The 13,835-nt window shown below is 59.7% G+C and carries 15 protein-coding genes; 9 read left to right on the top strand and 6 right to left on the bottom strand.

Translation table 11 applies throughout. The features are described from left to right. Nucleotides 1–152 precede the first annotated feature (152 nt). The 5 genes from cspC to yebF all read left to right on the top strand — a co-directional run bounded on the left by cspC (nucleotide 153) and on the right by yebF (nucleotide 3,082). Nucleotides 153–362 (top strand): cold shock-like protein CspC, encoded by a 210-nt coding sequence (cspC, locus tag GKN89_RS03465; RefSeq protein WP_004927572.1) that lies wholly within the window; start codon nucleotides 153–155, stop codon nucleotides 360–362. Nucleotides 363–509: 147 nt separating this feature from the next. After that, nucleotides 510–1,892, top strand: a complete 1,383-nt coding sequence (gene dbpA / locus GKN89_RS03460) for an ATP-dependent RNA helicase DbpA (RefSeq protein ID WP_025159815.1) — start codon at nucleotides 510–512, stop codon at nucleotides 1,890–1,892. A gap of 88 nt (nucleotides 1,893–1,980) precedes the next feature. Next, a complete protein-coding gene (locus tag GKN89_RS03455) occupies nucleotides 1,981–2,304 on the top strand; it encodes a YebG family protein (protein ID WP_019452832.1) in 324 nt (107 codons plus the stop codon). A gap of 39 nt (nucleotides 2,305–2,343) precedes the next feature. Beyond that, nucleotides 2,344–2,652 carry a N(4)-acetylcytidine aminohydrolase gene (gene yqfB, locus GKN89_RS03450; protein WP_060423960.1) on the top strand — a complete coding sequence of 103 codons (309 nt, stop codon included), beginning with the start codon at nucleotides 2,344–2,346 and terminating at the stop codon, nucleotides 2,650–2,652. A gap of 70 nt (nucleotides 2,653–2,722) precedes the next feature. Continuing rightward, nucleotides 2,723–3,082, top strand: a complete 360-nt coding sequence (gene yebF, locus GKN89_RS03445; RefSeq protein WP_019452830.1) for a protein YebF — start codon at nucleotides 2,723–2,725, stop codon at nucleotides 3,080–3,082. Nucleotides 3,083–3,137: 55 nt separating this feature from the next. On the opposite strand, the gene GKN89_RS03440 is transcribed toward yebF, so the two are convergent. The 5 genes from GKN89_RS03440 to mdtH all read right to left on the bottom strand — a co-directional run bounded on the left by GKN89_RS03440 (nucleotide 3,138) and on the right by mdtH (nucleotide 7,831). Continuing rightward, complete coding sequence (locus tag GKN89_RS03440) at nucleotides 3,138–3,701, bottom strand: lipoprotein (RefSeq protein WP_004927555.1); 564 nt, start codon at nucleotides 3,699–3,701, stop codon at nucleotides 3,138–3,140. 152 nt (nucleotides 3,702–3,853) lie between these two features. Continuing rightward, entirely contained in the window at nucleotides 3,854–5,494 is a 1,641-nt protein-coding gene (locus GKN89_RS03435) for an AarF/ABC1/UbiB kinase family protein (RefSeq protein WP_154746343.1), read from the bottom strand. Between the two features lie 34 nt (nucleotides 5,495–5,528). Next, nucleotides 5,529–6,176 carry a glutaredoxin 2 gene (grxB, locus tag GKN89_RS03430; RefSeq protein ID WP_063918491.1) on the bottom strand — a complete coding sequence of 216 codons (648 nt, stop codon included), beginning with the start codon at nucleotides 6,174–6,176 and terminating at the stop codon, nucleotides 5,529–5,531. 127 nt (nucleotides 6,177–6,303) lie between these two features. After that, the gene (locus GKN89_RS03425; protein ID WP_019452827.1) at nucleotides 6,304–6,552 is read right to left on the bottom strand and encodes a hypothetical protein; all 249 of its coding nucleotides are present in this window, start codon (nucleotides 6,550–6,552) and stop codon (nucleotides 6,304–6,306) included. A 73-nt stretch (nucleotides 6,553–6,625) separates the two neighbouring features. Continuing rightward, a complete protein-coding gene (gene mdtH, locus GKN89_RS03420; RefSeq protein WP_074054003.1) occupies nucleotides 6,626–7,831 on the bottom strand; it encodes a multidrug efflux MFS transporter MdtH in 1,206 nt (401 codons plus the stop codon). A 345-nt stretch (nucleotides 7,832–8,176) separates the two neighbouring features. Between mdtH and rimJ the strand changes: the two genes are divergently transcribed. The 4 genes from rimJ to murJ all read left to right on the top strand — a co-directional run bounded on the left by rimJ (nucleotide 8,177) and on the right by murJ (nucleotide 11,970). Next, nucleotides 8,177–8,761 (top strand): ribosomal protein S5-alanine N-acetyltransferase, encoded by a 585-nt coding sequence (rimJ, locus tag GKN89_RS03415; protein ID WP_025159814.1) that lies wholly within the window; start codon nucleotides 8,177–8,179, stop codon nucleotides 8,759–8,761. 9 nt (nucleotides 8,762–8,770) lie between these two features. Then, nucleotides 8,771–9,415: a YceH family protein gene (locus GKN89_RS03410; RefSeq protein ID WP_154746342.1), complete on the top strand. Its 645-nt coding sequence runs from the start codon at nucleotides 8,771–8,773 to the stop codon at nucleotides 9,413–9,415. Next, nucleotides 9,408–10,328, top strand: coding sequence for a Gfo/Idh/MocA family protein (locus GKN89_RS03405; protein ID WP_025159813.1), 921 nt, complete (start codon nucleotides 9,408–9,410; stop codon nucleotides 10,326–10,328). Before GKN89_RS03410 ends, GKN89_RS03405 begins: the two co-directional genes overlap by 8 nt. A 106-nt stretch (nucleotides 10,329–10,434) precedes the next feature. Next, the gene (gene murJ / locus GKN89_RS03400; protein ID WP_123895173.1) at nucleotides 10,435–11,970 is read left to right on the top strand and encodes a murein biosynthesis integral membrane protein MurJ; all 1,536 of its coding nucleotides are present in this window, start codon (nucleotides 10,435–10,437) and stop codon (nucleotides 11,968–11,970) included. A gap of 64 nt (nucleotides 11,971–12,034) precedes the next feature. On the opposite strand, the gene argS is transcribed toward murJ, so the two are convergent. Beyond that, nucleotides 12,035–13,765 (bottom strand): arginine--tRNA ligase, encoded by a 1,731-nt coding sequence (gene argS, locus GKN89_RS03395; RefSeq protein WP_370520151.1) that lies wholly within the window; start codon nucleotides 13,763–13,765, stop codon nucleotides 12,035–12,037. Nucleotides 13,766–13,835 lie beyond the last annotated feature (70 nt).

Here is a 13,835-nt window from a genome sequence, read left to right as displayed (position 1 = left end):
GTTGCTAACTGACTGTTTTTATAACAAGCAGAAATATTTGCCCTGCATGGGCGATTATGCGTTAATAACCGACGGCGAAAGAAGGCCTACTTATCACAAGGTTTTCGCGTCTCGTGCCGTCAAGGCAGGTTTATCAAGTAAAGGAAACACAAATGAGCAAGATCACTGGTCACGTTAAATGGTTCAACGAAAGCAAAGGTTTCGGCTTCATTACCCCTGCCGATGGCTCTAAAGACGTTTTCGTGCATTTTTCCGCTATCGTTAGCGATGGTTTCAAGACCCTGGCTGAAGGCCAGCAGGTTGAGTTCTCCATCCAGGACAGCCAACGTGGCCCGGCTGCAGCCAACGTCGTTGCTATTTAACGACAGCGTTGCCAAGAAACCCGCCGCCGGCGGGTTTTTTTATGCCCGCAGCCCGTAACGCCGCCCATCTCTGTTATCATTTACCGCTGATTCGGCGCTAACCTGCGGGCGCGCCGCCATTTCATTCGCCATATAAGAGTTATCGCCGTGAGCACAGTTTCTTTTTCTTCCCTGCCGCTGCCAGCCGAACAGTTGGCCAACCTCAACGAACTGGGGTACGCCGAAATGACGCCGGTGCAGGCCGCCGCGTTGCCCGCCATCCTGCAAGGGCGGGACGTGCGCGCCAAGGCGAAAACCGGCAGCGGTAAAACGGCGGCGTTCGGCATTGGCCTGCTGAACAGCATCGTCGTCGGTCAGGTCGCCACACAGGCGCTGGTGCTTTGCCCGACCCGCGAGCTGGCCGATCAGGTCAGCAAAGAGCTGCGCCGCCTGGCGCGTTTCACGCAGAACATCAAGATCCTGACGCTGTGCGGCGGCCAGCCGATGGGGCCACAGCTCGATTCACTGGTGCATGCGCCACACATCGTGGTGGGGACGCCGGGCCGTATCCAGGAGCACCTGCGCAAGAAAACGCTGCAGTTGGACGAGCTGAAAATGCTGGTGCTGGATGAGGCCGATCGCATGCTGGACATGGGGTTTGCCGACGATATCGACGATGTTATCAGCTACACGCCGCCGCAGCGCCAGACGTTGCTGTTCTCCGCCACTTATCCGGCGGGCATCGAGCGCATCAGCGAGCGCGTTCAGCGCCAGCCGCTGAGCGTCGAGGTGGACGATGGCGAAGCGCAGACTTCCATCGAACAACGTTTCTATGAGACCACCCGCGATCAGCGCCCGGCGCTGCTGGTGTCGGCGATTCGCCATCATCAACCCGCGTCCTGCGTGGTGTTCTGCAATACCAAGCGCGATTGCCAGACTGTGCTTGAAGCCCTGGAGGCCCGCAACATCAGCGCACTGGCGCTGCATGGCGATCTGGAGCAGCGCGATCGCGATCAGGTGTTGGTACGTTTCGCCAACCGCAGTTGCCGGGTGTTGGTGGCGACCGACGTCGCCGCTCGCGGCCTGGATATCAAAGAGCTGGAGCTGGTGGTTAACTACGAGCTGGCGTTCGATCCCGAAGTGCATGTGCACCGCATTGGCCGCACCGGCCGCGCCGGCCTGAGCGGACTGGCGGTCAGCCTGTGCACGCCGCAGGAAATGGCGCGGGCGCACGCGATTGAAGATTATCTGCAGATGAGCGTCGATTGGGCGCCGGTGTCCGAGCTGAGCGGGGCGGCGAGCGGTTCGCTGGAGGCGGAGATGGTGACGCTGTGCATCGACGGCGGCCGTAAGGCGAAAATCCGTCCCGGCGATATCCTTGGCGCGTTGACCGGCGACGCCGGGCTGACGGCGGCGGAAGTGGGCAAGATCGACATGTTCCCGGTGCACGCCTATGTCGCTATTCGCAAGGCCAGCGCGCGCAAGGCGCTGCAACAGCTGCAGCAGGGTAAAATCAAAGGCAAAAGCTGCAAGGTACGGCTGCTGAAATAAGCCGAAGGCGGGCGGCGGTTTGCCTTCCCGCCATTATCTATTTATACTGTATATAATTACAGTTATTTGAGTATTTGAGGACGCACGCATGGCGGTTGAAGTTAAATATGTGGTGGTGAGAAACGGTGAGGAAAAAATGACTTTCGCGAGCAAGAAAGAAGCCGACGCCTACGACAAAATGCTGGATCTGGCGGACAACCTCGGGGAGTGGCTGCAGCAGGCACCTCTGAGCCTGGATGACGAACAGCGTGAAGGGCTGAGCTTCTTCCTGGCGGAAAATAAAGACGCGCTGGGTCTGATTCTGCGCGGTGCTTCGCCGGCGGAAACCCTCAAGAAACCGGCGGAAAACAAAGCGAAAAAAGCGCCGTCTAACTCAAAAGAGGGATCTGCGTCAGAAAAGCAAGCGGCATAATGACCTATGTTGCGGTGTTGTGATGAAAAAGGATCTAAAATGAGCCGTGAAATAACTTTCTTCAGCCGTTTTGAGCAAGACATTCTGGCCGGGCGTAAAACCATTACCATTCGGGATGCCAGCGAATCGCATTTCGAACCGGGCGAGGTGCTGCGCGTAAGCCGCAATGAGGACGGCGTATTCTTCTGCTTTATCGAAGTGTTGTCGGTAACGCCGGTGCGCCTGGATGCGCTGACCGAACGCCACGCGCAGCAGGAGAACATGTCGCTCAGCGAGTTGAAGCAGGTGATCAAGGAAATCTATCCGGGCCTGGATGCGCTGTTTGTCATTGAGTTCGTCAAACGGTAATCCTTTGCCGAAACCCTGTTGTGAGCCAGGGATGGGCGCCCGGATAGCGCTAATCACAACGGGAGGACATATGAAAAAAACGGGTTTGGCTATCGCTTTGTTGGCCATGGTGGGAGCATCGACGACGGTGTGGGCGCAGGATCACGAACAGCGCACCGCCAAGGTGGGACAGTGTGCGGGCCTGCAGCCGGCGGATATCGCCGCCCAGGTCAAGCGCGACTTCTTGCAGAACCGCATCACGCGCTGGGAGTCGGACAAAAAGCTGTTGGGTACCGCAACGCCGATTGCCTGGGTCAGCCCGGATGCCATCAGCGGCAAGGATCAGGTGTGGCAGGTGCCGTTGACGGTGCGTGGCACCAAGGCAGATAAAACCTACAACGTGACGCTCAACTGCAACACCGGCGAAATCGCCTACAGCGCGCCGCAGTAACCTTTACCCGCAATAAAAAGCCCGCCGGCGGCGGGCTTGATGCTTCAGGGCGGCGTCAGTCGCTGAACGGGATCACCAACTCACCCGGCTTCACTTCCAACCCCTTCGCCAGTTTTTTCGCCAGCGCTTCGGTTTTGCTGTTGTCAGGGTTCAGCACATAGGCCGGTTTTTGGTCGAAGTAGGATTTCAGCGACTGGTTCAGATACGGCGTCAGCGCTTTCATCACCGTCTGCATTTTTTCCGGCTGCACGCTGTAATCGGTCAGTTCCATGTCCTTCAGGTAAATGGCGCCCTGCGCTCGGTCGTAAACCGGCTGCGCCTTCAGCGTCAGCTTCAGGTCCGCCGCCTGCGGGCCGAGAATCGACGTGATGTTGACCTTGGCGTCGCCGGAAAGGGTGACTTTACCCGGTTCGCTGCGGCCAATCTGGCTTTGCAGCTGAGTCAGCACGATGTTGGCGTCCACCAGACCGGGCACGCCGATCTGTTTCTGATAGTCGTTGTGTTTCTGCAGGTAATCATTCACTTCCTGCTCGCTCAGGGTGTACTGGGTCAGTTGGTTGCAACCGGCCAATACGCCAGCGAACAGCAGGGCGGCTGCGCCCATCAGGATCTTCTTCATTAATGCCTCATTGCGACTGCTGGCGAAAAGTGCTGCAGATAATTGATTAATCATTATAAACGCTCCACCTGCGCGTGAAAACGGCCGGCGGAGAGATGGGGAGGATAGTGCGCGCAAAAGCGGGCAAGACCTATCGGATAACGCCGAAAGCGTCAGCGCCGCAATCGCAGTGCCAACAGAATCACCCCGGCCAGGCAGACTGCGCCTCCCAACAGCGGGAACAGCGGAATGCCCCACAGCCGCAGCGACGAATGCATCAAATAAGGCGCCAGCCCCAGGGCGAAAGCGGCGGTGACGATGGCGATGGCCAGGGTGACGGCGGCGCGTTCCAGCGCTTTGCTCAACTGGCCGAGGTTACTGACGTTGATATCGGCATTGAGCTGCCCGCGCTTCAGGCGGCGAACCAACAGCCGCAAGGTTTGCGGCAGCTCCTCTCCGGCGTCGAGCGCTTCCCCGCCCAGAGCCAACAGCCGCTGGCGCACGGCGTCGGGGGCGTAGCGCCGCAGCGCCGTTTGTTGCAACATCGGCTTGAGCGTTGCGACGATGTCGAAGGCCGGATCCAGCCGGTGCAGCACGCCATCGGCGGTGATCAAGGCCTTGAACAGCAGCACCAGATCGGGCGGCAGCGCCAGCTGGTGTTCGCGCGCCATCACCAGCAGATCGGTCAGGGCTTTACCCAGCGTAAGGGTGGCGGCGGCCTGCTTGTCGAGAAAGTTTTGCGCCGCCAGCTCCAGATCCATCAGGTCCAGCGGTTCGCTGTCCGACCAGGCGATCAGCGTGTTGACGATGCCCTCGGACTGACGTTCGGCGATGGCTTGCAGCAGCAACAGCAACTGGTTGCGCCGCCGTTCTGACAACTGGCCAACCATGCCGAAGTCGATAAAGCCGACGCGATCGCCGCTCAGCGCCATCACGTTGCCGGGGTGCGGATCGGCGTGATACAGCCGGTGCTCCAGCACCATGCTCATAAAGGCGCGGGCGCCGCGTTGCGCCAATAGCGGCCCGTCAAAACCCGCCGCCGCCAGCTGCTCAGGGTTTTCCGGCGCGGTGCCGGGCAAGTATTCCTGCACGAGCAGGCGGGGGGAAGAGTATTGCCAATAGATTTTCGGCACCACGACGTCGGGTTGATGAGCGAACATCCCGGCGACGCGATCGCAGTTATGCCCTTCGTGAGTCAAATCCAGTTCGTGATTGAGCGCCGTCGCCAGCGCTCTGACCATCTGCCGCGGTCGATAGCGCGCCAGCGCCGGGCTCTGCTGTTCCACGGTCTCCGCCAGCGAAGCCAGCAGCCGCAGATCGGCGTGGATGGTTTTCGCCAGTCCGGGCCGCAGCACTTTTACCACCACCTGTTCGCCGCTGTGCAGGCGCGCACGGTAGATTTGCGCCATCGACGCGGCGGCCAGCGGGGTACGATCGAATTCGGCAAACTGCTGCTCGGGCTCGCCGCCCAGATCGGCGATGATTTGCGGCGCGAGCGTTTCCCATGGCAGCACCGCCGCCTGGCTGTGCAGGCGATCCAGTTCATCGGTCCAGGCCGGATCCAAGAGATCAGAGCGCGTGGCCAGGATCTGGCCGAATTTGACGAAGGTAGGGCCCAGCGCCTCGAGCGCTTCGCGCAGCCGTTCAGGCAGCGTCTGCGCGTCCTGTCGGCCGGGCTCGCTGCGGGCGCCGCGCAACAAAGCGCCCAGCCCCAGCAGGCGCAGAACGTCCTGCAGGCCGTAACGAATCAGAACGGAGGTAATTTCCTTCAGCCGCGCCCGGTCGCGAGCGGTGGCGAGCACCATTTTCAACATCAGTACGCCATGTCCTTGTTGTGACTTGCTAACGTTATTGTTCCATATCCAGCAGCAACGGCACCTCGCTGCGCTGCGCCATGCGGTTGCGATAGGCTTCAACATTGTCCGGCAGGGCAACTCCGGCGACGATCGATAGCGAACGCAACAGCGGGAACAGGTGAATGTCGTCCTCGGACAGCTCGCCGTTCACCGCCTCGGCGGAGACGATTAGCGGCGACAGCGCGTGCAGGTCAGCTTCCAACTCGGCGATCAGATCGGCACTGTTGGCGAGATGCTCGGTAAAATCACCGATTGACGCCTGCTTTTTATCGATAAAGTAACGGCGGGCGCTGTCGGTGGCAAATTCTTCGAAGTCGGCATGCGCAATGCGCGGCAACAGCAGTTTTGCGCTGTAACCGCCGACCCGCTGCAGCCACTCGGCGATGGCCGGGTTGGTGTTGCCGGTCAGCGCCGGTTTGCCGTCCAGACCGTCGACATAGCGTACGATATCCAGGCTTTCCGCCATCGCTTCACCGTCGTCTTTGACCAGGATAGGCACCATTTTTTTGCCGATCAGGGTGAACGGGGTCGTCTCATCGTCGTTGAGCAACGTGACCAGGCGAACCGGCAGGTGCTTCAGGCCGAAAATCATGCGGGCTTTAACGCAGAATGGGCAATGATCGTAAATGAACAGTTTCATGCTTGCTCCGGGTTGTCAGGTTTTAACAGCAATAGTTACCACAGCTTACCGAGGCTGTCTTGAAGTGCGTGTGTTGGATGGTGCGTTATTGCGACATTGCCCGCGCAACAGGCGCGGGCGAGGGGCGTTATTTCTTGACCGGTACCGAGTTGAGCACATCGATCAGGTGAATGCGGGCCTGTTCCAGATCGAGCTGATCGCGCTCGTTGGCGGCGGTGACGATCTGCAGCTGCTTGATGACATCGCTTTTCAGCGCGCTGTCGCCGGCGATAATTTGGGCCAGCGCCTTTTCCACCAGGGTAGAGCGCGCATAGATCATGCGCAAGTTCAATATCATATGTTCGAGCAGTTGCGGTAACTTCGCTTCTTCAATCATGCCGACGGGCTCCTGTAGGTGTTTTTACTAACAGGATAGCAGCTGCTGCCGATTCGGCCGGATTTCTATGGCCTCAACCGCCGCGCAGCATCATAGAGGCGCTGCGCCGCGGGCTGAATTGCCAATACAGCGCCAGCAGCGTGGCGAAGCCGACGGCACCGAGCAGCAACCAGGGCAGCTCCGGCAGGTTCATCGTCCGGCCGGTATCGTACATCCAGCCGCCGCCGGTATAACCTAGCGCGCCGCCGAGCGCCAGACCGAGACGGCTGAAGCCCATGTAGCTGCCGCGCGCCCGCGGATCGGCCAGTGAAGCGCTCAGCGTTTCGCGCGCCGGTTCGGCGATGATTGAACCCAGGTAGAAGCAGCAGATCAGCGTAAACACCCCCTGCAGACTGGTGGCCAGGCCGATCGGCAGCAGGCTGAGGGTCATCAGCAGCAGGCCCGCCATCAGGCGTTGTTCAAGCCGAAAATGTTTTTCTCCCCAGCGCGCCAGCGGATAGAGCAGCGACAGCGATAGCGCGGCTTCGATCGCATACATCCATTTGACCGCCGCCGGCGAACCGGCAATTTCGTTGACCACGATCGGCAGCATCAGCATCACCTGCACCGCCAGCATATAGTAGCCGGTCAGCGTCAGGACATAGGTGAGGAAACGGCGATCGCGCAGGACCCGCAGCATGCCTTCTTTCATCGGTACGCGCACGGTGGAGATGCGATAAGCCGGCAGCAACCAGGCGTTCCAGCCGGCGGCCAGCACAAAGATCGCCGCCCCGACCCAGCAGACAAAGTGGAAATCGTACTGCAGCAGCCAACTGCCGATCAGCGCGCCGACCACCGCACCGGCGCTGTCCTGCATCATCAGCAGCGAGAAAAAGCGACCGCGTTCGTGCGGGCGGGTCAGTTTGATCACCAAAGCGGTGCGCGGCGGATCGAACAGCGTGCCGCCGAGGGCGGAGAGCGCGCAGGAGAACCACAGGATCCACGGTTCATCGGCCATCGCCATGGTGGCGAAACCGGCGGCGCGCAACAACATGCCGGTGACGATCATCGGTTTGGCGCCGAAACGATCGGCGATGGCGCCGCCGAAGATGCCGAGCCCCTGCTGCAACAGCTGACGCAGACCCAGCGCGATGCCGACGATCAGCGCCGCCCATCCCAGCTGATCGACAAAGCGAATCGAAATAAGCGGAAACACGACAAAGAAGCCTAATACCACCAGCAGGTTGTCGAGCAACAGAAAATATTTACCCAAGCTGCGCGCTTGCGACACCAGAGACATGCTTCACCATGAGCAATTAAGAAAGAGGGGGAGACAGCCTCTCCATTCTCTACCCAATTTCCGTGCGGCGACAGGGGCGGTGTAGATAATATTTTTTTATCGTCAAGCTGTTATCTGCGCTGCAAAATTGGCGGAAAAACGCCGTAAAGCGCGCATTCGGCGATTTACTGAGCGGCCGGGATTTTACCTCGGGGGCGGGCAACGGTTATATTGAAGACAGGAAAGTGCGGTTCGACGGCGCGATTGGCAAAATAATGCCGTGGCGTAAGATCGGCACAGGATAATTATCCGCACGGCTTCCTAATAAATACTTCTTATCGAACCGTTTTGACTGCGGGGGAAATGATGTTCGGCTACCGCTCTGCATCGCCAAAAGTACGTCTTACTACCGACCGGATGGTGGTCCGTTTAGTGCATGAACGGGATGCCTATCGCCTGGCGGACTATTATGCCGAGAACCGGACCTTTCTCAAACCCTGGGAGCCGGTGCGCGACGAAAGCCACTGTTACCCCTCCGGCTGGCAGGCTCGGCTGGGCATGATCACCGAAATGCAAAAGCAGGGCAGCGCCTACTATTTTATCCTGCTCGATCCGGAAGAACAGGAAGTGCGCGGCGTGGCGAATTTCAGCAACGTGCTGCGCGGTTCGTTTCACGCCTGTTTCCTCGGCTATTCGCTGGGGGAGAAATGGCAGGGGCAGGGGCTGATGTTCGAGGCCTTGCAGTCCGCCATTCGTTATATGCTGCGCCAACAGCGCATGCACCGCATCATGGCCAACTATATGCCGCACAACCAGCGTAGCGGCGCACTGCTGACTCGACTGGGATTCGAACGCGAAGGTTACGCCAAGGATTACCTGCTGATAGACGGCAAGTGGCAAGATCACGTTTTGACGGCGTACACCAATAAAGAGTGGCTACCGCCACGTTGAGGCCAAACGATGAAATATGAATTGAACGCCAAAGAGGCCCGGGTTATCGGCTGCCTGTTGGAAAAACAGGTCACGACCCCGGACCAATACCCGCTTTCGCTTAACGCCATTACCCTGGCCTGTAACCAAAAGACCAACCGCGAGCCGGTGATGGACCTGAGCGAAAGCGAGGTGCAGCAACTGCTCGATTTGTTGCTGCGCAAACATTTCCTGCGCACCCTCAGCGGGTTTGGCAATCGGGTGGTGAAGTACGAGCAGCGGTTTTGCAATTCCGAATTCGGTCAGTTGAAACTCTCACCCGCCGAGCTGGCGGTGATCGCCACCTTGCTGCTGCGCGGCGCGCAAACGCCGGGCGAGCTGCGCACCCGTACTAATCGGATGCATGAGTTCAGCGATGTCAGCGAGGTTGAACAGGTGCTGCAGCAGTTGGCCACCCGGGAGGATGGCCCGTTTGTGGTGCGCCTGGCGCGTGAGCCCGGCAAGCGCGAAAGTCGATTCATGCATCTGTTCAGCGGTCAGGTTGATGAGGCGCCGCTGGCGCTCGAGCCGGAGGCCGACGACGAATTGAGCGCCAGGGTCAGCGCGCTGGAAATTGAAGTGGCGGAGTTGAAACGGCAAATGCAGCAACTGTTGGCGAGAGAGACGAATGACTAAATTGCGCGTGGGTGTAGTGGGATTGGGCGGCATCGCGCAGAAAGCGTATCTGCCGATCCTTGGGCAGGCGGCGGACTGGACGCTGGTGGGCGGCTTTTCCCCCAATCAACAAAAGGCGCAGCCGATATGCGACAGCTATCGCATGGCCTGTTTCCCTCGTCTGGACAGCCTGGCTGAACAGTGCGATGCGATCTTTGTCCACAGCAGCACCGCCAGCCATTTCTCGGTGATTGGTGAGCTGCTCAACCGTGGCGTGCATGTTTACGTCGATAAGCCGTTGGCGGAAACGCTGGAGCAGGGCGAGCAGTTGCTCGAGCTGGCCGAGCGGCGGGGCAAAACGCTGATGGTGGGATTCAACCGCCGTTTCGCGCCGCTTTATCAGCAGCTCAAGCAGCAAATGAACCAGCCGGCTTCCATTCGCATGGACAAACACCGGGCGGACAGCGTCGGCCCTCAAGACCTGCGTTTTACCCTGTTGGATGATTACCTGCACGTGGTGGATACCGCTCTGTGGCTGGCGGGTGGGCGCGAGCAACTGCTGAGCGGCAGCTTGCGGGTTAACGCCGCAGGCGAAATGCTGTATGCCGAACACCACTTCGCCTGCGGAGACACGCAGGTGACGACCAGCATGCATCGCCGCGGCGGCAGCCAGCGCGAAAGCGTGCAGGCGGTGACCGACGGCGCGCTGTACCAGTTGACCGATATGCGTCACTGGCTGCGTGAAGATGCGCAGGGCGAGCTGGAGCAGCCGGTGCCGGGGTGGCAAAGCACGCTGGTGCAACGTGGCTTCGACGGGGCGGTGCGGCATTTTCTCCATGCGGTTGCCAATCAGAGCGCGCCGGAAACCGGCGGCGAACAGGCGCTGGTGGCTCAGCGGATGGTCGAGCGCTTGCTGCGGGATAACTCTATGTAACATATGGCGGTAGCTATTCTTTTCCGGATGCGTAAACTGAGCCGATTGTTTCACTGACGCCTGCTGTTGCAGGCGTTGATATTTACGGTACCTATCAGATAACCACATGAACCTACTCAAATCCTTGGCTGCCGTCAGCTCGATGACGATGTTTTCGCGGGTGTTGGGCTTTGCCCGCGATGCGATCGTCGCGCGCGTGTTCGGGGCCGGTATGGCAACGGACGCCTTTTTCGTGGCGTTCAAACTTCCCAACCTGTTGCGCCGTATCTTCGCCGAAGGAGCGTTTTCGCAAGCCTTCGTGCCGATCCTGGCCGAATATAAAAGCCAGCAGGGTGAAGAGGCGACGCGCACGTTTATTGCCTACGTCTCCGGGCTGCTGACGCTGGTGCTGGCAGTAGTGACGGTGCTGGGGATGCTGGCCGCGCCCTGGGTTATCTATCTCACCGCGCCGGGCTTTACCGATACGCCCGACAAGTTTGCGCTGACGTCGGCGCTGCTGCGCATCACCTTCCCCTATATTCTGTTGATTTCGCTGGCATCGCTGGTGGGGGCCATCCTCAATACCTGGAACCGCTTCTCGATCCCGGCCTTTGCGCCAACGTTGCTGAACGTCAGCATGATTGGTTTTGCGCTGTTTGCCGCCCCCTACTTTAACCCGCCGGTGCTGGCGTTGGCCTGGGCGGTAGTGGTCGGCGGCGTGCTGCAGCTGGGCTACCAGCTGCCGCACTTGCGCAAGATCGGCATGCTGGTGCTGCCGCGACTCAAGCTGGGCGATGCCGGGGTCTGGCGCGTGATGCGTCAGATGGGGCCGGCGATCCTCGGGGTGTCGGTCAGCCAAATCTCGCTGATCATCAACACCATTTTCGCTTCGTTTCTGGTGTCCGGTTCGGTGTCCTGGATGTATTACGCCGACCGCCTGATGGAGTTTCCTTCCGGCGTGCTGGGCGTGGCGCTGGGCACTATCCTGCTGCCGTCGCTGGCCAAAAGCTTCTCGAGCGGCAACCACGACGAGTATTCGCGTCTGATGGATTGGGGGCTGCGTCTGTGCTTCCTGCTGGCGTTGCCGAGCGCCATCGCGCTGGGTATTTTGGCCAAGCCGTTGACCGTCTCGCTGTTCCAGTACGGCAAGTTCAGCGCCTTTGACGCGGCGATGACGCAACGCGCGCTGGTGGCCTACTCGGTAGGGCTGATGGGGCTGATCGTGGTGAAAGTTCTGGCACCGGGCTTTTATTCGCGTCAGGACATCAAAACGCCGGTCAAAATCGCCATTATTACGCTGATCATGACGCAGGTGATGAACCTGGCATTTATCGGCCCGCTGAAACATGCCGGTTTGGCGCTGTCGATCGGTTTGGCGGCCTGTCTGAACGCTTCGCTGCTGTATTGGCAATTACGCAAGCAAAAGATCTTCCAGCCGCAGCCTGGCTGGGCGCTGTTCCTCACCAAGCTGGTGATCGCGGTACTGGTGATGTCGGCGGTATTGATTGGCGCGATGTGGCTGATGCCGGCCTGGGATCAGGGCAATATGCTGGAGCGTTTGCTGCGCCTGGCTGCGGTGGTGGTGGCCGGTGTGGTGGCCTATTTCGGCGTGCTGGCCGGGTTGGGTTTCCGTCCGCGTGATTTCGCGCGCCGGGTCGCCTGAGCCGAATGCCAGAATGAAAAAAGGTCGCCTTGGCGACCTTTTTTGTTTTTCCGCACAGCGCGATTTACATGCGCTCGACGGTTTCGATACCCAGCGTATCCAGACCGGTTTTCAGCGTTTTCGAGGTCAGCAGCGCCAGCTTCAGGCGGCTCTGACGCGCTTCTTCGCTGTCGGCGCTCAGGATCTGGCAGTGCTCGTAGAAACCGGAGAACAGACCGGCCAGATCGTACAGGTAGCTGCACATGACGTGAGGCGTGCCTTCACGCGCGACGGTGGTGAGCACTTCTTCGAACTGCAGCAGGCGGGTGGCCAGCGCAATTTCGCGCTCTTCGGTCAGCGTCAGCGGCAGCGTCAGGCTGGTTTCGTCGATGCCAGCGCGTTTGAATACCGATGCCACACGGGTATAGGCGTACTGCATATAAGGCGCGGTATTGCCTTCGAAGGCCAGCATGTTATCCCAGTCGAAGACATAGTCGGTGGTGCGGCTTTTCGACAGGTCGGCGTATTTCACCGCGCCGATGCCGACCACGCGAGCGACGTTTTTCATTTCGTCTTCCGGCATATTCGGGTTTTTGCCGGCGATCAGCTGTTCGGCGCGCTCAATGGCCTCATCCAGCAGATCGGAGAGCTTCACCGTACCGCCCGAGCGGGTCTTGAACGGCTTGCCGTCTTTGCCCAGCATCATGCCGAACATGTGGTGTTCCAGCGAGACGGACTCTGGCACGTAACCGGCCTTGCGCACGATGGTCCAGGCCTGCATCAGGTGCTGATGCTGACGGGAGTCGATGTAATACAGGACGCGGTTGGCGCCCAGGGTTTCGTAGCGATACTTGGCGCAGGCGATGTCGGTGGTGGTGTAGAGGTAGCCGCCATCCTTTTTCTGGATGATGACGCCCATCGGGTCGCCGTCCTTGTTCTGGTATTCGTTAAGGAACACCACGGTGGCGCCTTCGCTTTCCACCGCCAGCCCTTTGGCTTTCAGATCGGCGACGATGCCCGGCAGCATCGCGTTGTACAGGCTTTCGCCCATCACGTCGTCTTCGGTCAGCGTGACGTTCAGGCGGTTATAGGTCAGTTGGTTTTGCGCCATGGTGATGTCGACCAGCTTGCGCCACATTTTCAGGCAGTACTGATCGCCGCCCTGCAGCTTCACGACGTACGCGCGCGCGCGCTCGGCGAACTCGGCGTCTTCGTCGTAATGCTTCTTGGCTTCGCGATAGAACTGTTCCAGATCGGACAGTCCCATATCGCTGGCGTTTTCATTCTGCATTTTTTCCAGATAGGCAATCAGCATGCCGAATTGAGTGCCCCAGTCGCCGACGTGGTTGGCGCGGATCACCTTATGGCCCAGAAACTCTTGGGTGCGCGCCGCGGCGTCGCCGATGATGGTGGAACGCAGGTGGCCGACGTGCATCTCTTTCGCCACGTTCGGCGCGGAATAGTCGATAACGATGGTTTGCGGCTCAACCGGCGCGATGCCCAGTTTCGGCGCGCTCAGCACCAGGTCCGCCTGACGGGCGACCCACTCGCTGTTCAGGAAAATATTGATAAAGCCGGGGCCGGCGATCTCCACTTTGCAGGCGATGTCGCCGAGATCCAGCAGTTGCACCACTTTTTCCGCCAGCTGGCGAGGGGGCATGCCGAGCTTTTTGGCGACGGACATCACGCCGTTGGCCTGGTAATCACCAAACTGAGCCTTGGCGGATGGGCGGACCTGCGCTTCGCAATCGGCTGGGGCGCCAGCGGCGATCAGCGCCTGGCTGACTTTATCTGAAAGAAGAACCTGAATATTCACCGGGTTACCTTAATGACGAACGAGGGGCCGATGCCAGCCCCTGCGGGATTCAACGGTGGTGGGCGCCGAC

This window comes from Serratia sp. YC16 (assembly GCF_009707615.1).
Lineage (GTDB): Bacteria > Pseudomonadota > Gammaproteobacteria > Enterobacterales > Enterobacteriaceae > Serratia > Serratia surfactantfaciens.
The sequence above is the reverse complement of the archived record's forward strand: the minus strand, read 5'-3'. Positions and strand labels throughout refer to the sequence as shown.